The following is a 24,749-nucleotide window of genomic DNA, read 5'->3' as shown; positions in this document are numbered from 1 at the left end:
GCCGGCCCCGGTCAGCAGACCTCGCGGCGCATGCACACCCGGGGCCAGACCGAGAGGCCGTGGGCCGCCTCCGCGCGGCTGATCGCGCGCAGCCCCTCCGTGAGCGCCGGGTCGGACTCGGCGAGCGGGCGGAAGCCGAGCCGGGTGTAGTACGGCGCGTTCCACGGGACCTCGGTGAACGTCGTCAGGGTCAGGGCCGTCAGGCCCTGCTCCCTGGCGGCCGCCGCCAGGTGCTCGATCAGCTCGCGTCCGACGCCCCGGCGGGCGGCGTCCGGGTGCACCGACACCTGCTCGATGTGGGCGGAGCCGTCGACCGTGTCGGCCAGCAGATAGGCGACGGGACGGTCGGCGGTGTCCACCGCCACCCAGGCCCGCCCCTCGCAGCGGTACGCCTCCAGGACGTCCAGGGGCAGCGGGTCGTCGTCGGCGATGGCCGCCATGCCGAGAGTGCGGAACGGCTCGCCCGCCGCCCGTTCGATGTCCTGGAGCAGCGGGAGTTCGGCCGGAGCGGCCGCTCTGATGCGCATACGACAGTATGGCGCGACGTCAGCGAGCGGTGCGGCCCGTCCTCCTGCCCGGCTCCGGCGGCGGCCGGTTCTCGTCTGCCTCGCTCGGGCGGTCGAGCAGCCCGCCGTCCCGGGAGAAGCGGGGCAGGAACATCGCGAGTGCGGGATCCCCGTACAGCGCCACGTACAGCTGGACGAGGCGTCCGTCCGTCACCTCGCGCCGGTGGGCGGGCAGCGGATGCCGCTCCCGCAGGCCGTCGAGCAGGTGCCGGGCGGCCGGTGTGGCCGGCCGCAGGCGCAGCAGCAGCATCGTGGCCGCGAGGACCGGCGGTACGGCGACGGCCGCGACGAGGCCGGCACCGCCGGGCCCGTCCTCGTACCCGCCGCCGTGCCCGTGGCGGACCCAGGTGACGAGCAGCCCGGCGGCGACCGTCAGCGGGACGCAGCCGAGCAGGACGCGGGCGGCCCGCAGCCGGGCGGGCGGCCGCAGCAGCCCGGCCCGGCCGAGCTCGCCGCCGAGGGCGTCCACGGCCCGGCGCGCCTCAGGGCGCAGGGCGAGCGTCCGCAGCGCCAGGGCCCGGTGCAGCGACCCGTGCACCCCGAGCTGGACGGGGTCGCGGGTCCGGCCCGGCCCTCCGTTGGCCCGAATCGTACGTTTGCGGCCCGCGGCGACCGCCCCCCGCTGGTGCAGCGCCACGAGCGCCACCGTGACGGCCGCCCGGCGCCCGCCCCGCAGCAGCGCGAGGGCCTGCGGCGGCGGCTCGGCGTCCGCGGGCCACGCTCCGCTTTCCTGGCTGCGGGTTCGCAACAGCACGGCGGCGAGCGCCAGTTCCGTGCAGGCCACCCCGATGAACCACCACATCGCCGTCGACATTGACGCCACCCCCGAGGGTGTTGTGCCCGGGGGAGCGTGATCGTCACGCGTGAATGGCCGGTTTCGGTTGACGATCGGGCGGCAAAGCGGTGTGGGTGGGCACCGGAGGCCCGGCGGGAGCGTCAGGCGCCGGCGGCGGCCAGCTCGTCGGCGGCGTGGTTGACGGGCTGCGGGGTGCCCGTCAGGTCGAGGACGAAGAGCGGGAGGCCGATCTCGGCGGCGCGCTCGCGCGCCTCCGGGGTGTAGCCGGCCAGCGAGAAGAACACGCTCACGCTCGTGGCGGGGGTGCTCAGGCCGTTGAGCCAGAGGCATTCGACGGCCCTCAGCCCGGCGGGCCGCGTGCTCGGATCCACCTGGGCGACGAGCCCCGGCGCCCGCAGGTCCACACCGGAGGCGGGGCGGTCCTCGGGCTGGACCACGTCCCGGAAGCCGAGCCAGCGGAGGTACCCGGCGGCAGCGGCCACCGCGTCCCGCGCGGTCCGGATCGTCACCGGCCGGAAGGCACCCCGCACCGGTTCCGGGCGCGGGGCCGTGGGCGGCAGCGGGATGTGCGCGGGGTACCGCTCGGCGAACGTACGGTGCGCGCGGGCCCCGGGCGGGACGTCCCGGGCACCGGGGGTGTGGTCGTCCCGGCCGGTGGGGCCGGTGCCGAACCACTCCGAGCCGGGCTCGACCGCCCGCGGCCTGACCGGGCCGCCGGGTCCGCTCGTATCGAGTGCGTCCGTCACGCTCGCGTCCGTATCGCGTGAGTCCGTGTCGTGTGCGTCCGTGCCGAGTGCGTCCGTGCCCGGTCCGCTCGTGCCGGGGCGGAAGGGTGTCGCTTCCGGCCGGGCGCCGCCGAAGGTGCCACCGGCGGCCGTCGGCGGCGTGAGCCCAGGACCACCCGGGTCGCGGGGTGCCGCGCCGTGGTGGCCGCTCCGGGGGTCGGCCCCCGGCGACGTACCGGAGGACGGCGGCCCCGAGCGGTCGGAGCCGCTCGCCGTGCCGCCGTCCGCGGCGGTCGAGCCGACCTGGCCGGTGGCGGGCGCGGGCGGGGAAGGCGGGGTCAGCGGGGCGAGCGGGGTCCCCGGAGACTGTGGGGCGGAAGGCGGGGCAGGGGTCCGCGTCGGGGTGCGGCGGCCCTGGCCTCCCGCCGCCCGCGGCTCCTCCGTCGTGCCGCCCGCGCCGGACTCGGCGCCGATCTCCGCGCCCACCGGCCGGACCGGGACGCGGAGGACCGTGCCGCAGGCGCAGCCGAGCTCCGGGTGGGGCCAGTCGTCCTCGCGGCCGCAGGCGCCGCAGCGGACGGTGACCCACTCGTCCGTCCAGTTCCGGTGCGTGATCGGTTCCGCCGTCGCGCCGGGCGTCACCGGCGGCGCCACCGGGCTTCCGCACGCGCAGGGGAAGACCGGCGCCGCGTACGCCTGCGTCCGCTGGCACTCCGGGCAACGCACCGGTACCGACTCAGCCACAACCCCTACCCCCTGTCGTTCGGTCCCATCGTCCACCCATCGGCCACCTCGGGGGAGGAGTTCGGCCACTTCGCCGGTCCCGCGGGGCGGACTTCTCTTGACGGTTCTCCGCGAGCCGACCTACATTGCTTCCGTATAGCAGAACAGTATTTCCGCATTACGGAAACAGGCCTCCCGGACTCGTCGAGCAGCCGGGTGCGCCCACCTCCGACCGGCCGAAGCAGGAGCACTCCCATGCCTCGTATGACCGCCGCCGCAGCGGCCGTTGAGATCCTCAAGCGCGAAGGCGTCACCAACGCGTTCGGCGTCCCCGGCGCGGCGATCAACCCCTTCTACCGCGAGCTCAAGAACGTGGGCGGCGTCAGCCACACGCTCGCTCGTCACGTCGAGGGCGCGTCGCACATGGCCGAGGGCTACACCCGCGCCAAGGCCGGCAACATCGGCGTCTGCATCGGCACCTCGGGCCCGGCCGGCACCGACATGATCACCGGCCTGTACTCGGCCATCGCGGACTCGATCCCGATCCTCTGCATCACCGGCCAGGCCCCGGTCTCGAAGCTCCACAAGGAGGACTTCCAGGCCGTCGACATCGCCTCGATCGCCAAGCCGGTCACCAAGGCCGCGACGACCGTCCTGGAGGCCGCGCAGGTCCCGGGCGTCTTCCAGCAGGCCTTCCACCTGATGCGCTCCGGCCGTCCCGGCCCGGTCCTCATCGACCTGCCGATCGACGTCCAGCTGACCGAGATCGAGTTCGACCCGGAGACCTACGAGCCGCTGCCGGTCTACAAGCCGCAGGCCACCCGCGCCCAGGCCGCGAAGGCGCTGAGCCTCCTCCTGGAGTCCGAGCGTCCGCTGCTCGTCGCCGGCGGCGGCATCATCAACGCCGACGCCACCGACCTCCTCGTCGAGTTCGCCGAGCTGATCAACGTCCCGGTCATCTCCACCCTCATGGGCTGGGGCACCATCCCGGACGACCACGAGCTCGCCGCCGGCATGGTCGGCGTCCAGACCGCGCACCGCTACGGCAACGCGACCTTCCTGGAGTCGGACTTCGTCCTCGGCATCGGCAACCGCTGGGCCAACCGCCACACCGGTTACAACATGGACGCGTACACCAAGGGCCGGAAGTTCGTCCACGTCGACATCGAGCCCACCCAGATCGGCAAGATCTTCGCCCCGGACTACGGCATCGCCTCGGACGCCAAGGCCGCCCTCGAGCTCTTCATCGAGATCGCCAAGGAGCTGAAGGCCGAGGGCAAGCTGCCCGACTTCTCCGCCTGGGCCGCCTCCGCGCAGGAGCGCAAGGCCACCCTCCAGCGCCGCACGAACTTCGACAACATCCCGATCAAGCCCCAGCGCGTCTACGAGGAGATGAACAAGGCCTTCGGCCCGGAGACCCGCTACGTCACCACCATCGGCCTCTCCCAGATCGCGGCCGCGCAGTTCCTGCACGTCTACAAGCCGCGCCACTGGATCAACTGCGGCCAGGCCGGCCCGCTCGGCTGGACCATCCCGGCCGCGATCGGTGCCGCCACCGCGGACCCGGAGACGCCGGTCGTCGCCCTCTCCGGCGACTACGACTTCCAGTTCATGATCGAGGAGCTGGCGGTCGCCGCCCAGCACAAGGTCCCCTACGTCCACGTCCTCGTGAACAACGCCTACCTCGGCCTGATCCGCCAGGCGCAGGGCAACCTGGGCATCAACTTCGAGGTCAACCTCGAGTTCGAGAACATCAACACCCCGGAGATCGGCGTCTACGGCGTCGACCACGTCAAGGTCGCCGAGGGCCTGGGCGTCAAGGCGATCCGCGTCACCGACCCGGACAAGCTGGGCGAGGCGCTGGAGGAGGCCAAGAAGCTGGCCGTCGAGTACCAGGTCCCGGTCGTCGTCGAGGCCATCCTGGAGCGCATCACCAACATCGCGATGAGCAAGACCGTCGACATGAGCGACGTCACCGAGTTCGAGGAGCTCGCGACCGAGCCCGGCCACGCGCCGACCGCGATCAAGGCCCTCAAGGTCTGATCGTCCCCCTCGCCAGAGGGACCGACCCCCGCCCCGAGGAGCACCGGGGCGGGGGTCTCCCGCGTCTCAGCGCTGTGCCCGTACGAGCACAGCGCCCGCGTCCGTCCACTCGTACAGCACCGAGCGGCCCGCCCGTCCCCGTCGTACGAGCCCGGCGTCCCGCAGCACCTTCAGGTGCCGGCCCACCGAGCCGAGGCCCTGCCCGGTCAGCGCCACCAACTGGCTGGTGGACAGCGGCGATCCGAGCCGTACGAGCACGCCGGCGCGTGCCGGTCCGAGCAGGGTGCCGAGCGCCTCGGGCACGGCCGGACCCGCCGTGTCGGCCAGAACTCCCGCACAGGGATAGACGATCGCGCTCCGCACGGTCCCCTCCCACGACACCCAGCCGGTGCCCGGCGTCACCGGCACGAGCAGCAGCCGCCCCTGGACGAACGAACGCGCCGGATAGTCACGGGTGTTGACCTGGAGCCGTCCGTCGCCGAGCCAGCGCATCTTGCCCGGGCACAGCTCGTCGAGCGCCGCCGCCCAGCCGTCCCGGCCCAGGCGGGCCGTCCGCGCCGTCACGTCCGCCTCCAGGATCCGCCGCCGCCGCGCCCACTCCGGCAGCACCGTCTCCCGCCACACCCAGCCGAGCACACCCGCGAGCCGTTCCGGCAGGTCGCGCGCCGAGCGCAGCGGCTCCGGCACCGGGCCGCCGATCGCCACCGCCAACTGGTCGACGGCGTCGGCCGGTTCGGTCGCGAGGACCGCCTCGACCTCCTCCTCGAAGGACCGCTCGCGGTCGCCCACCGGTGTGGGGGTGAGGAAGTCGGCGTTCCAGGTGGGGCCGATGGCCGCCCGCACCAGCCGCGCGTCGAGCGGCTCGGCCGCGAGCCGCTCGCGGTACGCGGGCAGATGCCGGTCGAGCCAGGCACGCTCGCCCGGGTGCGTCGACGCCGAGGCGTGCAGGGTCTTGAGCGAGGCGACCGTCTCGGCGAGCGGCGAGATCACGAACCCGCTCCCCGCCAGGGTGTCCGTGCCGATCTGCCACCAGCCCATGTTTCGCCTCCCCGCGAAACATTACCGACCGTCGAGGCGCTCGCCGAGACTCCCCGCATGCCCCGCTACCGCGACCTCTTCCGTACCCCCGAGTTCACTCCGCTCTTCCTCACCGGCTCCGCCCACACCGCCGCCCAGACGGTCGTCGGGCTCGGGCTCGCCACGCTCGTCTTCCGCGCGACCGGCTCCCCGCTCCTCTCCGCCCTCGCACTCTTCGGGCCCTCGCTCGCCCAGCTGATCGGCGCCACCACGCTGCTCTCGGCCGCCGACCGGCTGCCGCCGCGCGCCACGCTCGCAGGGATCGCGCTCTTCTTCGCCCTGGGGACCGTCGTGCTGGCCGTCCCCGGGCTGCCGACCTGGGCGGTCTTCGCGATCCTGCTCGCCGAAGGGCTCGCGGCCTCGCTCGGCGGAGGGGTGCGCCACGGGCTCCTGAACGAGATCCTCGCCCGCGAGGACTACCTCCTCGGGCGCTCGGTGACGAACATGTCCGTCGGCATCTGCCAGATCGTCGGCTTCGCCACCGGCGGTGCCCTGGTCGCCCTGCTCTCGCCGCGCGGCACCATCCTCGTGGGCGCGGGGCTCTACCTGGCCGCCGCACTCCTCGCCCGGCTCGGCCTCGGGGCGAGGCCGCCCCGCGCGACCGGCCGCCCCTCGGTCGGCGAGACCTGGCGCACCAACCGGCGCCTGCTCTCCTCGCCCGCCCGCCGCCGCTGCTACCTCGCCCTGTGGGTGCCCAACGGTCTCGTCGTCGGCTGCGAGTCGCTCTTCGTGCCGTACGCCCCCGAGCGCGCCGGGCTCCTTTTCGCCTGCGGCGCGCTCGGGATGCTGACCGGGGACGCGGCCGTCGGCCGCTTCGTCCCGGCACGGCTGCGCGAACGGATCCGCTTCCCGCTCCAGGCGCTGCTCGCGGCCCCGTTCCTGCTCTTCGCCCTCGACCCGGGGCTGCCCCTGGCGCTCGCCCTCGTGACCGTCTCGGCCGTCGGGTACGGGGCGAGCCTGCTGCACCAGGAGCGGCTGATGGCCCTGGTGCCGGCGGAGCTGAGCGGTCACGCGCTGGGGCTGCACACCTCCGGGATGCTGGCCTTCCAGGGGGTGAGCGCGGCGCTCGCGGGCAGCCTCGCGCAGTTCACGTCACCGCGCACGGCGATGGTGCTGCTCGCCCTCGCCTCGCTCACCGTGACCCTGGCACTCGCCGGGGCCGACCGAAGGACCGACGGGCCGGCGCTTCCTACCGAGACGCCGGCACTTCCTACCGAGGCGCCGTCGAGCGCATCACGACCGTCTGCTCGCACGGGCCGTCGGCGAACAGCTTGAGCGCCTCCATCTCGTCCTTGTCGACGGAGAGGCCCCAGCGCAGCTTGGTGCTCACCCACTCGCCGACGTAGCGGCAGTAGCGGGAGTCCTCGGCGGGCACCCACTCGGCGGGGTCGCGTCCCGCCTTCTCCCTCTGGCTGCGGGCGGTGACGGCGACGAGCGTGGCGGCGGCACCCTGGTCGTTGGCGTACTGCTCGCGCCGGGCCGCCGTCCAGCCGGAGGCGCCCGACTGCCAGGCCTCCTCCAGCGCGACGACGTGGTCGACGCGGAGCGCGGCCGGGTCGGTGACGCTCTGGCCGTCGTAGTACGAGGTCCACCGGCCCTCGGTCAGTGCGCAGTCCTTGCCGGACTTCGGTGCGTCCTCCGCTTCGGCGATGAGGACCTCGGAGCGGGTGTCGCAGCCGTCCGCGGCGTCGAGACCCTGGTTCCAGTGGGCGAAGGCCGACTCCTTGTAGCCGTCGGGGTCCTCGGAGGCCTCGGTGAGTTCGGCGAGCGCGTCGGGGAAGAGGATGACGCCGGCGGAGAGCGCGGGGGAGGGGACGGCGAGCGGGGACAGGATCAGGGCGAGCGGCGCGAGACCGCGCATCAGGTTCTTGATCATGTACCAGTGGATAGCGCCGGCCGTGGGGCGCACGGGGCGAGAATCGCGGTGCGTTCCTCCGAGCGGGTGCGGATCTTCACCGCAGAAACGATGCGCTGGGCGCCCGTACGCCCGTACATACGAAGAAGAGCGTGGAACCAGGGACCGTAAACCTGGTTCCACGCTCTCCCGTTGTGCCCGTCCGACGGCACGAGGCTGGCGCGACAGGACGTTCGCGCCGCCGGACGGAGTCTGTGGGGCCCCCGGGGGGAGGGGCTGGGCGATAGGACCGCGGCGGCGGCGACGGGCGTGCCGGTTGTCCTCTTCTTTCAGGTCAAGAAGAGGGCCCGACGCCCTTACCACCGCACTGGCTCGACGCCGCCGCGGTCCTCACGCTTGTCCGGTCCGCCGACCACCCCTCATCCGGGCCGGCGATCCGGACCGCGTAGGGCACTGACCTCCCGTCAGGTGCCTTACGCAGTCTGGGTGGTGCTGGAGGCTCAGTCCTCGCGCAGGGCGCGGACCGCCTCTTCCACGCGCTTGCCGTAGTCCGCGTCGGCGGCGGCGAAGTGCGCGAGGTTCTTCTCGATGACGTCCTCGCGGGACACCTGGGAGAGACCGCCGGCGATGTTGGCGATCAGGCGCTTCTTCTCGTCCTCGGACATCAGGCGGTAGAGCTCGCCGGCCTGGAAGAAGTCGTCGTCCTTGGTGTGGGCGGGCGCCTCGTGGGTGCCGGTCCAGCCGTGGATCGCGAGCGGCGCGGAGAGCGCGGCGTCGGTCTGGGCCGGGCCCTGGTACGAGTTGGGCTCGTAGTTCTTGTCGTGGCGCGAACCGTTGCGCAGCGCCATGGTGCCGTCGCGGCCGTAGTTCTGCGCGGTCGTGGCCTTGGGGGCGTTGACCGGCAGCAGGGTGTGGTTCACGCCCAGGCGGTAGCGGTGGGCGTCCGCGTAGGCGAAGAGGCGGCCCTGGAGCATCTTGTCCGGCGAGGGACCGATGCCCGGGACGAAGTTGTTCGGGGAGAAGGCGGCCTGCTCGACCTCGGCGAAGACGTTCTCCGGGTTGCGGTCGAGGACCAGGCGGCCCACGCGCTGCAGCGGGTAGTCGCTGTGCGGCCACACCTTGGTGAGGTCGAACGGGTTGAAGCGGTAGTCCGCGGCCTCGGCGGCGGGCATGACCTGGACGTAGAGGGTCCAGCTCGGGTTCACACCGCGCTCGATGGCCTGGAGCAGGTCGGTCTGGTGCGAGTTCGCGTCCTTGCCGACGAGCTCGGCGGCCTGGTCGGCGGAGAGACTGCGGATGCCCTGGTTCGTCTTGAAGTGGTACTTGACGAAGAAGGCCTCGCCCGCCTCGTTGGTCCACTGGTAGGTGTGCGAGCCGTAGCCGTTCATGTGGCGGTACGAGGCGGGGATGCCGCGGTCGCCCATGAGCCAGGTGATCTGGTGCGTCGCCTCGGGGGCGTGCGCCCAGAAGTCCCAGACGTTGTCCGCCTCCTGCTTGCCCGTGAAGGGGTCGCGCTTCTGGGAGTGGATGAAGTCGGGGAACTTGATCGGGTCCTTGATGAAGAACACCGGGGTGTTGTTGCCGACGAGGTCGTAGTTGCCCTCTTCGGTGTAGAACTTCAGGGCGAAACCGCGGGGGTCGCGCACCGCGTCCGCGCCGCCGAGCGAGTCGGCCACGGTGGAGAAGCGGAGGAAGGTCTCGGTCTTCTTGCCGACCTCGCCGAGGAAGTCCGCCTTGGTGTACGCGGTGACGTCGTCGGTCACCTCGAAGTAGCCGTACGCACCGGAACCGCGGGCGTGCACCACGCGCTCCGGGATCCGCTCACGGTTGAAGCGCGCGAGCTTCTCGAGGAGGTGCTGGTCCTGGAGCAGGATGGGGCCACCGACGCCGGCGGTGGCGGAGTTCTGGTTGTCGGCGACGGGGGCGCCGGACTCGGTCGTAAGCACGCGCTTCGACATCGTGACCTTCCGTACGGGAGCTCTGCTGACGGTCCGAGGAGCGTAAATTCGGCTCGAACGTAACGTCAACAGTTTGTTGAAAATGAAGTGTGGTGTTCCGGCCGGCGGTGACGCCTGGGCGCGACAGGACAGGTGTCAGCGCCACCGCCGGCCGGAATTCAGGGGCCCCGGTGAAGGGGCGTGGGATCAGACCTGCTGGCCGGAGAGGCGCTCGACGGCGCGCAGCAGGGCCGAGTGGTCCAGGCCGCCGTCACCCTGAGCGCGCAGGGAGGCGACGAGCTGGGCGACGACAGCGCCGACGGGGAGGGCCGCGCCGACGTTGCGGGCGGCGTCGGTGACGATGCCCATGTCCTTGTGGTGGAGGTCGATCCGGAAGCCGGGCTTGAAGTCCCGGTTCAGGAAGTTGTCCTTCTTGCGGGTCAGGACCGTGGAGCCGGCCAGACCGCCGTTGAGGACGTCCAGGGCGGCCTGGAGGTTCACGCCGGACTTCTCGAGGAAGACGACGGCCTCGGCGCAGGCCTGGATGTTGACCGCGACGATGAGCTGGTTGGCGGCCTTCACCGTCTGGCCGGAGCCGTGCGGGCCGCAGAGCACGATGGTCTTGCCGAGGGTCTCCAGGATCGGGAGGGCCTCGTCGAAGTCGGCCTGCTCGCCACCGACCATGATCGAGAGCACGGCCTCGATCGCGCCGGCCTCGCCGCCGGACACCGGGGCGTCGATGACGCGGATGCCCTTCTCGGCGGCGTTCTTGGCGAGGTCGACCGAGGTCTGCGGGGTGATCGACGACATGTCGACGATCAGCGCGCCCTGCTTGGCGTTCTCCAGGATGCCCGCGGGGCCGTAGGAGATGGCCTCGACCTGCGGGGAGGCCGGCACCATCGTGATGACGACGTCGGCGTCCTTCACGGCCTCGGCGATCGAGGAGGCGGAGGTGCCGCCGGCCGCGGTGAGGCGGTCCAGCTTGTCCTGCTCCAGCGTGAAGCCGGTGACGGAGTAGCCGGCCTTGATCAGGTTCTCGGACATGGGGGAGCCCATGATGCCGAGGCCGATCCAAGCGATCTTGGGGAGGTTGCTCATGAGGGTGCCTCTCAAAAACTGGTGGTACGGGGGAGGAGTCGCTGGTCAGCGGGCCGGGCGGGCCTCGGCCGGGAGCCACTCGAAGGAAGCGGCGGCGTCGGCGGCCTTGTACTCCAGGCCGACCCAGCCGTCGTAACCGGCCTTCTTGAGCTCGTCGAGGAGCCGCTCCAGGGGGAGCTCGCCGGTGCCCGGCGCGCCGCGGCCCGGGTTGTCCGCGATCTGGACGTGGCCGGTCTTGGCCGCGTACTCCGCGATGACCTGGCTGACGTCCTCGCCGTTCATCGACAGGTGGTAGATGTCGAGGAGGAACTTGGCGTTGCCGAGCCCGGTCGCCTCGTTGACCTTGTCGACGACCTCGATCGCGGAGGGGGCGCTCACCAGCGGGTAGAGCGGCGACTCCGGCTTGTTGAGGGTCTCGATCAGGAGGATCGCGCCGACGCGGTCGGCGGCCCGGGCGGCCAGGACCAGGTTCTCCAGGGCGAGGGTGTCCTGGATCGCCGGGTCGACGCCCTCGACGCGGTTGCCGTAGAGCGCGTTGAGCGCCTTGCAGCCGACCGAGGCGGCGAAGTCCGCGGCGATGTCGATGTTGGCCCGGAAGCGCTCGGACTCCTCACCGGGCACCGAGACCGCGCCGCGGTCCGGGCCGGGGAGCTGTCCGGCGTAGAAGTTCAGACCCACCAGCTGGGTGCCGGCGTCCTCAAGAGCTTTCTTGAGGGCGTCGAGCTCGCTCTGCTCGGGGGTGGCGGTGTCGATCCAGGGCCACCACAGCTCGACCGCGGTGAAGCCCGCCGCGGCGGCGGCCGCGGGGCGCTCCAGGAGCGGGAGTTCCGTGAAGAGGATCGACAGGTTCACATCGAAGCGCTGGTCCGTGTATCCCATGAGGGGCGGCGCTCCTTCCGTATCGCGGAAGTAAGTTTCTGTCTGACGGAATGTTGCAAGGGGGTTGCCTCAGTTGTCAAGAGGTCCCCGCAGGTCCGGGGCTCCCGCGCGCCGGAGCGGGGCCGTACTTTGGGTCCATGGTGCGTTTGAGAGTGGAGTTCACGACCGAGCCGTTCGACCTCGACGAGGCGCCGGCGCACGCGGTCGTGGCCCGAGAGGTCATCCAGTCGGCCGAACTGGACGCGGTCGACGTCGGCCCCTTCGGCAACACCGCGGAAGGCGGTGCCGACGAGGTGCTCACCGCGGTCGACGCGCTGCTGCGCAGATCGCTCGCGGCGGGCGCCACCCGGGTCTCGCTCCAGGTGAATGTGATCGGGGAGGGCGAGAAGTGACCGAACACCCGCTGGTCGCGGCAGTGAAGCCGCTGGTCGACGCCATGGGCGCGGAGCTGCTGGTCCCCGCGCAGGCGGAAGCCGACGACGTCGTCCTCTCCTGGGAGGGGGAGGACGTGCTCGCCGTACGGCTGCCGCAGCTCTCGGATTCGCTGGACCACATCCTCGCGGCGATGGAAAGACGGCACGGGATGCCGCTGGCCGAACTCGACCGCAAGGCGAAGCAGGAAGCGGTGCGTCATCTGGAGGCACGCGGTGCCTTCTCGGTGCGCCATGGGGTGGAGACGGTGGCGGGGGCGCTGGGTGTCAGCCGCTTCACCGTGTACAACTACCTGAACAGAGAGACCGCCCTGAACAGGGAAAAGGCCTCCGAGGGCAGCTAGTTGATCTTGTGTGGCCGAAAGCCGTCGTCCAGATGTCGGGACGACGGCTTTTGTGTGGCCGACTTTTCAACAAAGTGTTGACGTCGTGTTGCGGAGGGCGTTAGCTATCCGCAGCCCGTCCGACGCACAGCGAAAAACAGCCACGGAGGCTTCCCGTGACTTCAGGTACGACACCGGGTCTCACCCGGTTCAACACCTCGGCGGACAGCGAGGCCCTCGCCACGCTCCACGAGGTGTGCTCCAGCTCGGCGTGGGGGAGCAAACTGCTCGCCCAGCGCCCGTACGCCACCGCCGAAGCCCTCTTCCTCGCCAGCGACGCCGCCATGGCGGAGCTGACCGCCGAGGATCTGGCCGACGCGATGGCGGGCCACCCGCCGATCGGTCGTCCGAAGGCCGGGGACCCGACCTCCTCCCGCGAACAGAGCGGGATGGCCGGCGCCTCCGCGGAGCTCAAGACCGAGATGCTCGAACTCAACCTGGCCTACCAGGACAAGTTCGGTCATGTCTTCCTCATCTGCGCCACCGGCAGGACCGGCGAGCAGATGCGCGACGCGGTCCGTGAGCGGATCGGCAACTCGCCCGAGGAGGAGCGGGAGATCGTCCGCACCGAACTGGGCAAGATCAACCGCATCCGGCTGACCCGTCTCGTAGAGACCTCCGAGGAAGAGAACTCCGCATGAGCACCGACACCACGGCCTCGGTGTCCACCCACATCCTGGACACCAGCATCGGCCGCCCGGCCGAGGGCGTGACCATCACGCTCGCGGCCCGCAGCGGATCCGACGCCGAGTGGGTCGCGCTCGGAGGCTCCGCCACCGACGCCGACGGGCGCTGCAAGGACCTGCCGGCCCTGCCGGAAGAAACCACCCACGTGCGTCTCGACTTCGAGACCGAGACGTACTTCGCCAAGAAGAAGCAAGCCGAGGCGCAGCAGGACGCCCCCCGCGTAAGGGACAGCGGTGCGTTCTTCCCGGAGGTGGCGATCACGTTCGCCGTCAAGCCGGGCGAGCACTATCACGTACCGCTGCTGCTCAACCCGTTCGGCTACTCCGTTTACCGAGGGAGCTAGCAGACATGCCCACGATTCTCGGCCAGAACCAGTACGGCAAAGCAGAGAACCGCGTCGTCAAGATCACGCGGGACGGCGACACCCACCACATCAAGGACCTGAACGTCTCCGTCGCCCTCTCCGGCGACCTCGACGACGTCCACCTCACCGGCTCCAACGCCCACTGCCTCCCCACCGACACGACGAAGAACACCGTCTTCGCGTTCGCCAAGGAGTACGGCATCGAGTCCGCCGAGCAGTTCGGCATCCACCTCGCCCGTCACTTCGTGACGAGCCAGGAGCCGATCAAGCGGGCGCGCATCCGGATCGAGGAGTACTCCTGGGAGCGCATCGCCTCCTCGGACGCCAACTCCAAGTTCATCGGCGCCGAAGAGGTCAACCACTCCTTCGCCCGCAAGGGCCAGGAGACCCGGGTCACCCAGGTCACCTACGACGGCGAGAAGTGGGAGGTCATCTCCGGCCTCAAGGACCTCGTCGTCATGAACTCCACCAACTCGGAGTTCTGGGGCTACATCAAGGACCAGTACACGACGCTCCAGGAGGCGTACGACCGCATCCTGGCCACCCAGGTCTCCAGCCGGTGGCGCTTCAACTGGACCGACGACGACCAGCGCATGCCCAACTGGGAGCGGTCCTACGAGCAGACCCGCAAGCACATGCTCGAGGCCTTCTCGGAGACGTACTCGTACTCCCTCCAGCAGACGCTGTACCAGATGGCCACGCGCATCATCAACCACCGCTCGGAGATCGACGAAGTCCGCTTCTCGCTCCCGAACAAGCACCACTTCCTGGTCGACCTCGAGCCCTTCGGCCTGAAGAACGACAACGAGGTCTACTACGCCGCCGACCGCATGTACGGCCTCATCGAGGCCACCGTCCTCCGTGACGGAGCGACGGCGCAGATCCCGGTCGACATGACCAACCTCTAAGCGCCATCCGCGTCACCGGTCCCGCCCGCCCGCAGTCGGGCGGGACCGGCGCACCGGACCGGAGGGATTCTCATGGCACAGCCCGCAAAGGGGCCGGCGCACGCCGAAGGCCCGTGTTCCACCCCGCCGGACACCACCCACCAGGTCCATCCGGTGGACGAAAAGCTTCCCGCCTCGCGGCTCGTCCCCGCGGCACTCCAGCACATCGCCGCCATGTACGCGGGCGTCGTCACCCCTCCGCTGATCATCGGCCAGGCCGTCGGCCTGGACACGGCCGGGATGACCCGGCTCATCGCCGCCAGCCTGCTCATCGCCGGCTGTGCCACGATCCTGCAGACCCTCGGCATCCGGACCTTCGCCGGCAACCGGCTCCCGTTCGTCAACGCCGCCTCCTCGGCAGGCATCACTCCGATGCTCGCCATCGCCGAGACCAGCTCCCCCGGACACCAACTCCCCGCCATCTACGGCGCGGTGCTGGTCGCCGGAGTGTTCTGCCTCGCCGTCGGACCCTTCTTCGGCAAGCTCCTGCGCTTCTTCCCGCCGCTCGTCACCGGCGTCGTCATCACCCTCATCGGGGTCACCCTGATGCCCGTGCCCGTCGGCTGGGCCCAGGGCGGCGACAAGCACGCCGCCGACTTCGGCGCCATGAAGTACCTGGCGCTCGCCGGCTTCACCCTCGTCGTCGTCCTGCTGTTCCAGCGCTTCGGCAAGGGCTTCGTCAAGCAGATCGCCCTCCTGCTCGGCCTCTTCATCGGCACGCTCGCCGCGATCCCCTTCGGGATGGCCGACTTCACGGCCCTGCGCGAGGCGCCCCTCGCGGCCCTGCCCACCCCCTTCGCCTTCGGCGCCCCCGAGTTCCAGCCCGCCGCGATCCTCTCCCTGTGCATCGTGATGCTGGTGCTCATGACCGAGTCCAGCGCCGGCATGCTCGCCCTCGGCGAGATCTGCGACCGCCGCAGCGACGGGCAGACCATCACCCGGGGCCTGCGCACCGACGGCATCGCGACCCTGATCGGCTCCGTCTTCGGCGGCTTCCCGACCTCGGCCTTCGCCCAGAACGTCGGCGTCGTCTCGCTGACCCGGGTCCGCTCCCGGTACGTCGTCGCCGTCGCCGGCGGCGCCCTGCTGGTCCTCGGCACCTTCCCGGTCCTCGGCGCGGTCGTGTCGATGGTCCCGATGCCCGTCCTCGGCGGCGCCGGCATCGTGCTCTTCGGCTCGATCGCGGTCAGCGGCATCCGCACCCTGTCGGAAGCCGGGCTCGACGACAGCTCCAACATCATCCTGGTGGCCGTGGCGCTCGGAGCGGGCATCATCCCGCTCGCCGCCCCCACCTTCTACGCCGACTTCCCGGCCTGGGCGCAGACCGTGCTCGGATCCGGCATCAGCGCGGGCGCGCTCGTCGCCGTCCTGCTCAACCTGTTCTTTCACCATCTCGGCACCCGGAGCCGTCACGCGGCTCCGGCACTCAAATCCTCCTAGGGTCCTGCCGTGCCCACACCACCCCCGAGGAATGAAGGAAGCACCGCCATGGCAGCACCTTCGGCAGCCCAGCGCATCGTCATCGAGAACGCGGCGATCGCGACCGTCGACGCGAACGACACCGAGTACGCCTCCGGCTACCTCGTCGTCGCCGACAACAGGATCGAGTCCATCGGTGCCGGCAAGGCGCCCGAGGGCCTGGAGAACGTGGTCCGCCGGATCGACGCCACCGGTCATCTGGTGACGCCCGGTCTGGTCAACACCCACCACCACTTCTACCAGTGGATCACCCGGGGCCTGGCCACCGACCACAACCTCTTCAACTGGCTGGTCGCGCTCTACCCGACCTGGTCGCGCATCGACGAGTCGATGGTCCGCGTGGCCGCCCAGGGCTCCCTGGCGATGATGGCCCGCGGTGGTGTCACCACCGCCATGGACCACCACTACGTCTACCCGAAGAACTCCGGTGACCTGTCCGGCGCCATCATCGGCGCCGCCTCCGACATGGGCGTCCGCTTCACCCTCGCCCGCGGCTCGATGGACATGAGCGAGAAGGACGGCTTCCTGCCGCCCGACTTCGCCGTCGAGACCACCGAGGGCGCGCTCGCCGCGACCGAGGAGACCGTCAGGAAGTTCCACGACGCCTCCTTCGACGCGATGACCCAGGTGGCCGTCGCCCCCTGCTCCCCCTTCTCCATCTCCACCCAGCTCCTCAAGCAGGGTGCCGAGCTGGCCCGCCGGCTCGGGGTGCGCATGCACACCCACGGCTCGGAGACCGTGGAGGAGGAGAAGTTCTGCCACGAGCTCTTCGGCATGGGCCCGACGGACTACTTCGAGTCCACCGGCTTCCTCGGCGAGGACGTGTGGATGGCGCACTGCGTCCACATGAACGACTCCGACATCGCCGCCTTCGCCCGCACCGGCACGGGTGTGGCGCACTGTCCCTCCTCCAACGCGCGCCTCGCCGCCGGCATCGCCCGCGTACCGGACATGCTGAAGGCGGGCGTGCCGGTCGGCCTCGGCGTCGACGGCACCGCGTCCAACGAGTCCGGCGAGCTCCACACCGAGCTGCGCAACGCGCTCCTCATCAACCGACTCGGCGCCCACCGCGAGGCCGCGCTCAACGCCCGCCAGGCCCTGCGCCTCGGCACCTACGGCGGTGCGCAGGTCCTCGGCCGCGCCGACAACATCGGCTCCCTCGAAGCCGGCAAGCTCGCCGACTTCGTCCTCTGGAAGATCGACGGCCTCGGCCACTCCTCGATCGCCGACCCGGTCACCGCGATCGTCTTCGGCGCCGCGGCCCCGGTCACCGCCTCCTTCGTCAACGGCAAGCAGATCGTCGAGAACAACCGACTGCTGTTCGCCGACGAGGAGCAGATCGCGCGCGACGCGCGCGCGGAGGCGCAGCGCCTGGCCCGTATCACGGCCCAGAGCTGACCCTCCCCATGGAGTCCGACCGAGGGGGACGGCCCTCGGTCGGTCGCCGCGGACCCGAGCGGGGTTCGCGGCAGCCCGACCGGGAGGTGCCGTACGAAGAAGACGTACGGCACCTCCCGGGAAGGTGAACCACGCCCCCACCCCCATCCGGGCACCCGTCCCCGCGCAGCGCCTCCTCCCCGCGCGCACCCGCTCCACCCCAGCACTTCGCAACGAGCCGCACCTCCTGTACTTAGCACCGCATCGCACCACCTCCCTGAACCCCGCGTCACCGCCGACGTGTAACCGACCGGAGGAACCGCCGTGGCCGCCAAGCCCCAGGTTCGCAATGCACAAGACACCGGCTCCGCCCCCGAAGACCGTGAGAAGCATCCGGTCGACGAGACGCTGCCCCCACTGAAGATGGCTACCAGCGGCCTCCAGCACGTGGCCGCCATGTACGCGGGCGTCGTCGCCCCGCCCCTGATCGTCGGAGCGGCCGTCGGCCTCTCCGGCACCGAACTCACCTTCCTGACCGGCGCGAGTCTCTTCACCGCCGGTCTCGCGACCTTCCTCCAGACGCTCGGGATCTGGAAGATCGGCGCCCGGCTCCCGTTCGTCAACGGTGTCACGTTCGCCGGCGTCGCCCCGATGCTCGCGATCGTCGACACGACCGACGACAAGTCCGACGCCCTGCCCGTCATCTTCGGCGCGATCATCGTCGCCGGACTGCTCGGATTCCTCGCCGCCCCCTGGTTCTCCCGGCTCGTGCGGTTCTTCCCGCCGGTCGTCACCGGCACGGTGATCACCCTCATCGGTGTCTCCCTCCTCCCGGTCGCCTTCGGCTGGGCCCAGGGGCCCAACCCCAAGGCCGAGGACTACGGTTCGACGACCTTCCTCTCGCTCGCCGCCATCACGCTCGTCGTGGTGCTGCTGCTGCGCCGCTTCACCCGCGGCTTCCTCAAGCAGGTCGCCGTCCTGGTCGGCCTCGTCATCGGCACGCTCATCGCCATACCGTTCGGGGTCACCGACTTCTCCCCGGTGACCGAGGCGGACATCGTCGGCTTCCCGTCCCCGTTCCACTTCGGCGCCCCGCAGTTCGCGCTCGCCGCGATCATCTCCATGTGCGTGGTCATGCTGGTCTCCATGACCGAGTCGACCGCCGACATGCTGGCGCTCGGCGAGATCGTGGACCGTCCTGCCGACGAGAAGACCATCGCGGCCGGCCTGCGCGCCGACACCCTCGGCTCCGCCATCAGCCCCCTCTTCAACGGCTTCATGTGCAGCGCCTTCGCCCAGAACATCGGTCTGGTCGCCATGACCAGGATCCGCAGCCGCTTCGTCGTGGCCTGCGGCGGTGGCTTCCTGGTCCTGATGGGGCTGTCCCCGGTCGCCGCCTCGCTGATCTCGGTCGTGCCCCGGCCGGTCCTCGGCGGCGCGGGCGTCGTCCTCTTCGGCTCGGTCGCTGCCAGCGGCATCCAGACCCTGGTCAAGGCCGGCCTGGAGAAGGACAACAACGTGCTGATCGTGGCCGTCTCGCTGGCCGTCGGCATCATCCCGATCACGGCGCCGGAGTTCTACCACGCCTTCCCGGAGACCGCGAAGATCATCCTGGACTCCGGCATCTCCACCGGCTGTGTCGCGGCCGTCCTGCTCAACGTGGTCTTCAACCACCTGGGCAGCGGCAAGGACGACGACCAGGTCACCGCACCGATGGAGCCGGGCGAGGACATCTCCGGCAGCGCCACGGCGAAGGCGGCGCACGTCCACTGAACCCGCTCGTCGCCCCACCGTCAGCCCCGGTCCCCGCGCACGCCGCGGGGCCCGGGGCCGTCGTGCTGATCAACCCCAACACCTCCACGGCGACGACCGCGATGATGACCGCGATCGCCCGGCGGACCCTGGGGCAGGCCCTCCCGGTCCGGGGCGTCACCGTGGCCCGGGGCCCGCTCATGCTGACCGACCCCGCCGCCCTGCGCGCCGCCGCCCCCGAGGTGCTCGCCGCCGGACTCCGGGCCGCCGCCGAGGGCGACTGTGCGGCGCTCCTCGTCGGCGCCTTCGGCGACCCCGGCCTGGACGCGCTGCGGGCCGCGACCGGTCTGCCCGTGGCGGGACTCGGCGAGGCGGCCCTCCTGGAGGCTGCCGCCGGCGGCAGGCCGTTCGGCGTCGCCACCACCACGCCGCTCCTCGCCGACGCCATCGCCGAGCGGGTGGCGGCCCTCGGCCTCGCCGCCCGGTACACGGGCATCCGGCTCACCGCCGGCGCCCCCGAACGCCTCTCCGCCGACCCCGTGTTGCTCCTCGACCGGCTGGAGCGCGCGGTCCGGGCCTGCGTCGAACGGGACGGGGCGCGCGCCGTCGTCATCGGCGGCGGCCCGCTCGGCGAGGCCGCCGAGGCGCTGCGCGCGCGGTGCGCGGTCGAGGTCGTCGCCCCGATCCCGGCGGCCTGCCGCGCCCTCACCCGCCTGCCGGCGACGGACTGACCCTTCCTCAGCGCCGCACTCCGCACGGCTCCCTCCTTCACCCCTCCACCGCGATCCGCCGCAGGCACTCCTGGGCCAGCGCCGGGTATGCGGCGGCGATCGCCTCGTACAGCCGCCGCCGCAGCAGCCGCTCGGCGTCCCCGCGGCCGGTCTCCCCGTACAACCCGTCGAGCAGCGACTCGTACCGCGCGAGGGCCTGCCGCAGATAGCTCACCTGCCACCGCACGAGCGCCCCCCGAGGGGCGTCGCCGGGGCCCCGCGCGCCCAGCAGGTGCCGGTGGCGGACGGCCCGCCGCTCCAGCTCGGGGCCGGGGAGCAGCGGCACCTCGATCGGCGCGGCCCGGATCGCGGTGAGCACGGCGGCCCGCCGCCGCTCCGCGTACATCCCGGCGGCCGCGGACCGGGCCTTCGACAGCAGGGAGGCCGCGGCGAACTCGGCCGTCCGCTCCACCGTCTCCACCCGGACCAGGAGATAGAGCCGCACGGGCGCGAGGGACCAGCGGCGCGGATCGCGGCCCTGCACGTCGGGCGAGCCGAGCAGGTCCCGGACCATCGAGTCGGTCCAGCCGCGGCCGCGCACACCGGCGAGCGTCACATAGGTCGTACGGTCCGTCATGATTCCCCCTGGATCGACTACGGAGCGTGACGATTCCAGTGAAGCGGACGCCACTGACAACGCCCTCCGGCGCACCCTCTTGCCGGGGTCGGCCCGCCTGTGCGATATAGGTCTGGACCTTTTCGACGGACGGAGGGCTTCCCGTGCAACGCCCGCTCGCCGCAAGCCTGTTGACCATCCTGATGCTTACGCTCTCCGCCTGCTCGGGTGCCCCGGGACCCCCGCCGGAGGACACCGTCGCCCCGACCGTCCCGACCGGGGTCACCGCCACCGCCGGCAGCGCGAGCACCGTCCACGTCATGTGGAGCGCCGCCACCGACGACCGGGCCGTCACCGGCTACGCCGTCTACCGCGAGGGGCGCAAGATCAAGGACCTCCCCGCCACCACCCTGATGACCGACGTCGTCGGCCTCGCGCCCGCCACCCGGCACGCCTTCACCGTCCGCGCCCGCGACGCCGCAGGAAACGCCTCGCCCCCCAGCGCCACCGTCACCGCGACCACCCTCCCCGCGGACACCGAGGACCGCACGCCCCCCACCGCCCCGAGGACGCTCCGCGCCATCGCCGACGGCAGCCGCGCCGCAACCCTCACCTGGACCCCGTCCCGCGACGACACCCGTGTCACCGCGTACGACGTCTACCAGGCCGACACCCGCATCCACTCCGCCCCCGGCACCGCCACCACCGCCCACGTCACCGGCCTGCGCCCCGGCACCGCCTACGCGTTCACGGTCCGCGCCCGCGACGCCGCCGAGAACTCCTCCCCGGACGGTCCCCGCGTCGAGCTCACCACCGCCCCCGCGCCCGGTGCACCCCCGAACACCGCGCCCGAGGAGCTCACCGCCATGGCCGCCGGCGGCGAGATCACTCTCACCTGGACCCCGCCGGACACCGGAGCCCCCGTCACCCACCACCAACTCCACCTGAACGGCCGCCTCGCCACCACCATCGTCTGGGGCACCACCCCACCCCCGGCCCGCGCCACCTACACCTTCCCCGTCCAGGACCCCCCGGGCACCCGCTACACCGTCACCCTCCGCGCCCAACTTCCCGACGGCACCTGGGGTGACTTCTCGGCGCCCCGCGTGGTGGTGGTGCGCTGACCCGGATGTCTCGCATGCCCGGAATCTCCTCCCCGGAATTACCCTGGGAAGCGTGGCCGAGACCGTTCTCACCAACACCGGGCTCGACAGCTTCCTCGACGGAACGCCCGAGCGCCGCGACCCCGTCTTCACGCGTGCCGCCGAAGCGGTCCTGGGACTGCTCGCCCTGCGCGGGGCGGACCGGGGGAGCGGGCTGCCCGAGCCGACGCCCGGGCTCGTCCGGCACCTCCTCGTGGAGGACCTTCCGGCGTTCGTGTACGCGGCGCCCGGGGACCTCGGCGCGTATCCGGCCGTGATCGGGGCGCTCGCCGCCCGGTTCGACGGAGGGCGGGGCGAGCGGGTCGTCGCCGTCGTCGCGGAGGCCGCACCCGACTTCGAGCGCGCCATGAACGACCCCGGAAACCTCACCTGGCACCGCTGGTACGCCTCCCTGCTGCGGGCCTGCGGCACCGACCTCGCCGACCCCGACGACGTACGCCGCCGCCTCGCCGCCCTCGACGGCGCGCCGCTCCCCGACGGCGTGCGACGGGCCGATCTGATGGGCCGCACGGCCCTCGCCGACGTCCTGCTCGCCGAGGCGCTCACCCGGGCGTACGTACGCGACGCCGAAACCGCCCCGACCGCCGGGCCGCTCCTCAGCGACCACGACGTCGCCACCGGGATCGGGCAGGTGGCCGCCGCGCTCCTCGACCGGTGGACCGCCGCCGGGCTCGCCGAACAGCTGGCCGGACCGTACGCCCGCTTCGCCCCCGGCCCCGACGCCTTCCCCCACCTCGTCCTCGCCGACGCCCTCCTCGGCGAGCACCTCGACTACTACGGCGACACCACCGCCCCCGTGCCCCCGCCGCCCGCCGTCGAGGCGCCGAGCGGGCCGGGGGCCGTCGAGGAGGACGCCGACGCGCTCGCCGCCGCCGTCGAGGCCATCGCCGAGGAGGGCGGGCCCTACAGCGGCGAGGCGGCGCACCTGCTGTACGTCGTCTACCAACGCGGCTGCTCCGCCGATTCCGTCGCCCGCAAGGCCGCCGAGTACGAGGACTGGACCGTCGACCCGGCCGTGGAGGACCTGCCCGTGCCGGTGCCGGACGAGGCCCCCGCCGCGTACACGACCCCGCCGCCGGAGGAGCTCGTACGGCTCCTGGGCGCCCCCGAGCTGACGGAGGCCGACCGGGAACGCCTCACCGGACCCGCCCGCGACCTCGCCGCGATCGTCGACCGGCTGGCCACCACCGGTCTCCTCTTCCGCGCCGGCGACGCCTTCGGCCCGACCCCGCGCGGCGCCGGCGTCCTGCGCTACCTCCTCGGCGTGCGCGGCATCGCCGCCCCCGACACGGCCGAGACGGCCGCCTGGGCCGCGCGGACCGTGGTCGCCGCCGCCACCGGCTGGCCCGTGCCCTGCGCCGCGCGCGTCCTCGCCGACTGGCTGCACGCGCGCGCGGACACCGCCGATGCCTGGTCCCAGCTGCTCGCCGCCCTCGGCACCGCCCACGCGGGCACCGCCGACGCGGCCGCCGCCCGCGGTCTCCTCGCCCTCCTCGACACGTCCTCCGCCCCGGCCGAGGCCCTCCGGGGAGCCCTGCGCGACCCCGTGGTCGGCGAGTACGCCCACGACGTCCTGCGGGCCAGGGGCGAGCGGGCGGACCACCTCCAGGTCCCCACCTCGGCGCGTGCGCTGCACATCCTCGACGGACTGCCCGGCAAGAAGGGGCCCCTGGAGTCCCGCCGCGCCGCCTTCGACGCGGCGGCGGCCGCCTGGCCCGGCGGCTCGGCCGCCCTGGTCAAGGCGATGACCGAGGCGGACCGCCACGAGACGGCCCGGGTCCTCGGCCCCCTCGGCATCGTCGGCGTCACCTCGCCGTGAAGCGGGGCCCGGGCCTCACCCCGCGGTGAGGTACATCCCCGAGGCTCCCGACCCCGCCGTGTTCTTGCAGCTGTGGTTCCCGGTGGGCCGGGCGTGGACGAGGGCGAGGCAGCGGCCCAGGGCCTGCTGGCCGTAGGCGTTCGGGTGCATCGACTCCTGGACCAGGCCCTGGGTGCTCTGGCTGTCGATCCAGCGCGCCCACTCGCTCGTCGTCGCGGACGCCGGCACGGTCGACGTGACCTGCTTGCTCGCCTTCGCGCAGACCTCGCGGCCCTGGAGGGCGTCCCGCAGGTCCATGAACTGCACGCCCTTGGCCGCCGCGACGCCCTTCAGCCGGTTCGCGAGCTGCGGGACCAGCGAGTCCCGCGCCCAGTCGGCGTCCGCGTTCCAGAACGGGCAGCCGCCGGTGTTGGTACGGGCCCAGCCGCTCTCCGCGTAGCGGTTCTCGGCGGCGCGCGGGATGGGGGAGGGGTACGACTGGAGGACGATCCGGTAGTCCGACGAGGAGTAGCCCGCGCCCGTCATCACGGCCCGGATCTCGTCGACCGAGCGGCCGACGTCCGCCATCACGCCGTCGATCCTCGCGTCGACCTCGGTCTGCTGGTCGTCGTGGCAGTACGAGTACCAGACGATGTAGTCCTTCGCGCAGGTGGCGATGATGTCGGCGAAGCCGAGGTCGTTGCCGCCGATGGAGAGCGCGATGAGCTCGACGTCGTGCGAGGCGGCCACGGCCGCCAGCTGGTCGGCCTGCGGGGCCTCGCCCTTGTAGGCCTGGCCGCCCTGGGAGGCCCGGACGACGTTCTTCGTGGTCGCCCCGGAGCAGGCGAGGTTGATCAGGGAGGAGGCGATCGGTCCGGCGCTCTTCACCTCGGAGGTGTCCGAGCGGTGGCAGCCGCCCGCGGTGGCTCCGTACACCCGGGACGGGTCGTATCCGCTGCCCGTCCAGGCGCGGTCGGTGCCGGTGCGGTTGCCGGAGTTGGTCAGGCTGTTGCCCAGCCAGCGCCCGGCCTCGCCGGAGATGTAGCTGTCGCCCATGGCGACGACGGCGGTGGGGCCGGTGCCGGGGGAGGAGGCGGCGGCGTGGGCGGACGGAGCGGCGACAGAGGCGAGCCCGGCGGCGGTACACAGAGCCAGGAGTGCGCGCAGCGCACGGTGGGGGGTCGAAGACATGGCTGTGCTCCTGCGGTATGCGGTACGCAGTGACGTGGGGGACAGCCGCCGGCCGGTGGCATGGCGGAATCTCGCACGCCCTGGCTTGTTACCGCTAGGTAGCTGCATATCTCGGTTGCGTCACGTCACCTGTGGGGCGCCAGGGGTTCGGT

Annotated in this window: 22 protein-coding genes and 1 pseudogene; 13 read left to right on the top strand and 10 right to left on the bottom strand. The window is 72.1% G+C overall.

The window, feature by feature from the left end:
* Positions 1-11 precede the first annotated feature (11 nt).
* The 3 genes and pseudogenes from SGA01_RS17980 to SGA01_RS17970 form a co-directional block, all read right to left on the bottom strand.
* Entirely contained in the window at positions 12-527 is a 516-nt protein-coding gene (locus tag SGA01_RS17980; protein ID WP_141297498.1) for a GNAT family N-acetyltransferase, read from the bottom strand.
* Between the two features lie 19 nt (positions 528-546).
* Complete coding sequence (locus SGA01_RS17975; RefSeq protein ID WP_229917870.1) at positions 547-1,380, bottom strand: TIGR04222 domain-containing membrane protein; 834 nt, start codon at positions 1,378-1,380, stop codon at positions 547-549.
* A gap of 122 nt (positions 1,381-1,502) precedes the next feature.
* Positions 1,503-1,943: pseudogene (locus tag SGA01_RS17970) on the bottom strand (hypothetical protein); the annotation flags it as partial.
* A gap of 1,122 nt (positions 1,944-3,065) precedes the next feature.
* On the opposite strand from SGA01_RS17970, the gene gcl reads away from it, so the two are divergent.
* Positions 3,066-4,853: a glyoxylate carboligase gene (gene gcl, locus SGA01_RS17965; protein ID WP_141297497.1), complete on the top strand. Its 1,788-nt coding sequence runs from the start codon at positions 3,066-3,068 to the stop codon at positions 4,851-4,853.
* Positions 4,854-4,919: 66 nt separating this feature from the next.
* Here the strand turns inward: gcl and SGA01_RS17960 are convergent, their stop codons facing one another.
* Complete coding sequence (locus SGA01_RS17960; RefSeq protein WP_141297496.1) at positions 4,920-5,891, bottom strand: ArsR/SmtB family transcription factor; 972 nt, start codon at positions 5,889-5,891, stop codon at positions 4,920-4,922.
* 57 nt (positions 5,892-5,948) lie between these two features.
* On the opposite strand from SGA01_RS17960, the gene SGA01_RS17955 reads away from it, so the two are divergent.
* The gene (locus tag SGA01_RS17955) at positions 5,949-7,205 is read left to right on the top strand and encodes an MFS transporter (RefSeq protein WP_141297495.1); all 1,257 of its coding nucleotides are present in this window, start codon (positions 5,949-5,951) and stop codon (positions 7,203-7,205) included.
* Here SGA01_RS17955 and SGA01_RS17950 read toward each other — a convergent pair.
* From SGA01_RS17950 to SGA01_RS17935, 4 genes are all read right to left on the bottom strand, one after another.
* The gene (locus tag SGA01_RS17950; protein WP_141297494.1) at positions 7,141-7,806 is read right to left on the bottom strand and encodes a GmrSD restriction endonuclease domain-containing protein; all 666 of its coding nucleotides are present in this window, start codon (positions 7,804-7,806) and stop codon (positions 7,141-7,143) included. The genes SGA01_RS17955 and SGA01_RS17950 overlap by 65 nt on opposite strands.
* A gap of 479 nt (positions 7,807-8,285) precedes the next feature.
* Entirely contained in the window at positions 8,286-9,743 is a 1,458-nt protein-coding gene (locus SGA01_RS17945; RefSeq protein ID WP_141297493.1) for a catalase, read from the bottom strand.
* A 186-nt stretch (positions 9,744-9,929) separates the two neighbouring features.
* Positions 9,930-10,820, bottom strand: coding sequence for a 2-hydroxy-3-oxopropionate reductase (locus SGA01_RS17940; RefSeq protein WP_141297492.1), 891 nt, complete (start codon positions 10,818-10,820; stop codon positions 9,930-9,932).
* Between the two features lie 45 nt (positions 10,821-10,865).
* A complete protein-coding gene (locus tag SGA01_RS17935) occupies positions 10,866-11,699 on the bottom strand; it encodes a TIM barrel protein (RefSeq protein ID WP_141297491.1) in 834 nt (277 codons plus the stop codon).
* A 140-nt stretch (positions 11,700-11,839) separates the two neighbouring features.
* Between SGA01_RS17935 and SGA01_RS17930 the strand changes: the two genes are divergently transcribed.
* The 9 genes from SGA01_RS17930 (at position 11,840) to SGA01_RS17890 (ending at position 19,850) form a co-directional block, all read left to right on the top strand.
* Positions 11,840-12,091 carry a YkoF family thiamine-binding protein gene (locus SGA01_RS17930; RefSeq protein WP_078627122.1) on the top strand — a complete coding sequence of 84 codons (252 nt, stop codon included), beginning with the start codon at positions 11,840-11,842 and terminating at the stop codon, positions 12,089-12,091.
* A 44-nt stretch (positions 12,092-12,135) separates the two neighbouring features.
* Positions 12,136-12,474, top strand: coding sequence for a helix-turn-helix domain-containing protein (locus SGA01_RS17925; RefSeq protein ID WP_099054471.1), 339 nt, complete (start codon positions 12,136-12,138; stop codon positions 12,472-12,474).
* Positions 12,475-12,629: 155 nt separating this feature from the next.
* Complete coding sequence (uraD, locus tag SGA01_RS17920; RefSeq protein ID WP_055640664.1) at positions 12,630-13,154, top strand: 2-oxo-4-hydroxy-4-carboxy-5-ureidoimidazoline decarboxylase; 525 nt, start codon at positions 12,630-12,632, stop codon at positions 13,152-13,154.
* Positions 13,151-13,543 (top strand): hydroxyisourate hydrolase, encoded by a 393-nt coding sequence (gene uraH / locus SGA01_RS17915; protein ID WP_141297490.1) that lies wholly within the window; start codon positions 13,151-13,153, stop codon positions 13,541-13,543. Before uraD ends, uraH begins: the two co-directional genes overlap by 4 nt.
* Before the next feature lie 5 nt (positions 13,544-13,548).
* Positions 13,549-14,472: a factor-independent urate hydroxylase gene (gene pucL / locus SGA01_RS17910; RefSeq protein ID WP_141297489.1), complete on the top strand. Its 924-nt coding sequence runs from the start codon at positions 13,549-13,551 to the stop codon at positions 14,470-14,472.
* Between the two features lie 72 nt (positions 14,473-14,544).
* The gene (locus tag SGA01_RS17905; RefSeq protein ID WP_141297488.1) at positions 14,545-15,951 is read left to right on the top strand and encodes a nucleobase:cation symporter-2 family protein; all 1,407 of its coding nucleotides are present in this window, start codon (positions 14,545-14,547) and stop codon (positions 15,949-15,951) included.
* Between the two features lie 48 nt (positions 15,952-15,999).
* Positions 16,000-17,388, top strand: coding sequence for an 8-oxoguanine deaminase (locus SGA01_RS17900; RefSeq protein ID WP_055640660.1), 1,389 nt, complete (start codon positions 16,000-16,002; stop codon positions 17,386-17,388).
* Positions 17,389-17,790: 402 nt separating this feature from the next.
* The gene (locus SGA01_RS17895; RefSeq protein ID WP_141297545.1) at positions 17,791-19,140 is read left to right on the top strand and encodes a nucleobase:cation symporter-2 family protein; all 1,350 of its coding nucleotides are present in this window, start codon (positions 17,791-17,793) and stop codon (positions 19,138-19,140) included.
* A gap of 62 nt (positions 19,141-19,202) precedes the next feature.
* Complete coding sequence (locus SGA01_RS17890; RefSeq protein ID WP_229917867.1) at positions 19,203-19,850, top strand: aspartate/glutamate racemase family protein; 648 nt, start codon at positions 19,203-19,205, stop codon at positions 19,848-19,850.
* 37 nt (positions 19,851-19,887) lie between these two features.
* Here SGA01_RS17890 and SGA01_RS17885 read toward each other — a convergent pair whose 3' ends face one another.
* Complete coding sequence (locus SGA01_RS17885) at positions 19,888-20,466, bottom strand: hypothetical protein (RefSeq protein WP_141297487.1); 579 nt, start codon at positions 20,464-20,466, stop codon at positions 19,888-19,890.
* 182 nt (positions 20,467-20,648) lie between these two features.
* Here SGA01_RS17885 and SGA01_RS17880 point away from each other — a divergent pair, with 182 nt between their 5' ends.
* Together SGA01_RS17880 and SGA01_RS17875 are read left to right on the top strand one after the other, a co-directional pair.
* Entirely contained in the window at positions 20,649-21,569 is a 921-nt protein-coding gene (locus SGA01_RS17880; protein ID WP_141297486.1) for a fibronectin type III domain-containing protein, read from the top strand.
* A gap of 52 nt (positions 21,570-21,621) precedes the next feature.
* On the top strand, positions 21,622-23,427 hold the full coding sequence (locus SGA01_RS17875; protein WP_141297485.1) for a hypothetical protein: 1,806 nt from the start codon (positions 21,622-21,624) through the stop codon (positions 23,425-23,427).
* 15 nt (positions 23,428-23,442) lie between these two features.
* Here the strand turns inward: SGA01_RS17875 and SGA01_RS17870 are convergent, their stop codons facing one another.
* Positions 23,443-24,597 carry a GDSL-type esterase/lipase family protein gene (locus SGA01_RS17870; protein WP_141297484.1) on the bottom strand — a complete coding sequence of 385 codons (1,155 nt, stop codon included), beginning with the start codon at positions 24,595-24,597 and terminating at the stop codon, positions 23,443-23,445.
* Between the last annotated feature and the right edge of the window lie 152 nt (positions 24,598-24,749).

The sequence above is a fragment of the Streptomyces gardneri genome (assembly GCF_006539185.1).
In the GTDB taxonomy this organism is placed as follows: Bacteria; Actinomycetota; Actinomycetes; order Streptomycetales; family Streptomycetaceae; genus Streptomyces; species Streptomyces gardneri.
The sequence above is the reverse complement of the archived record's forward strand: the minus strand, read 5'-3'. Positions and strand labels throughout refer to the sequence as shown.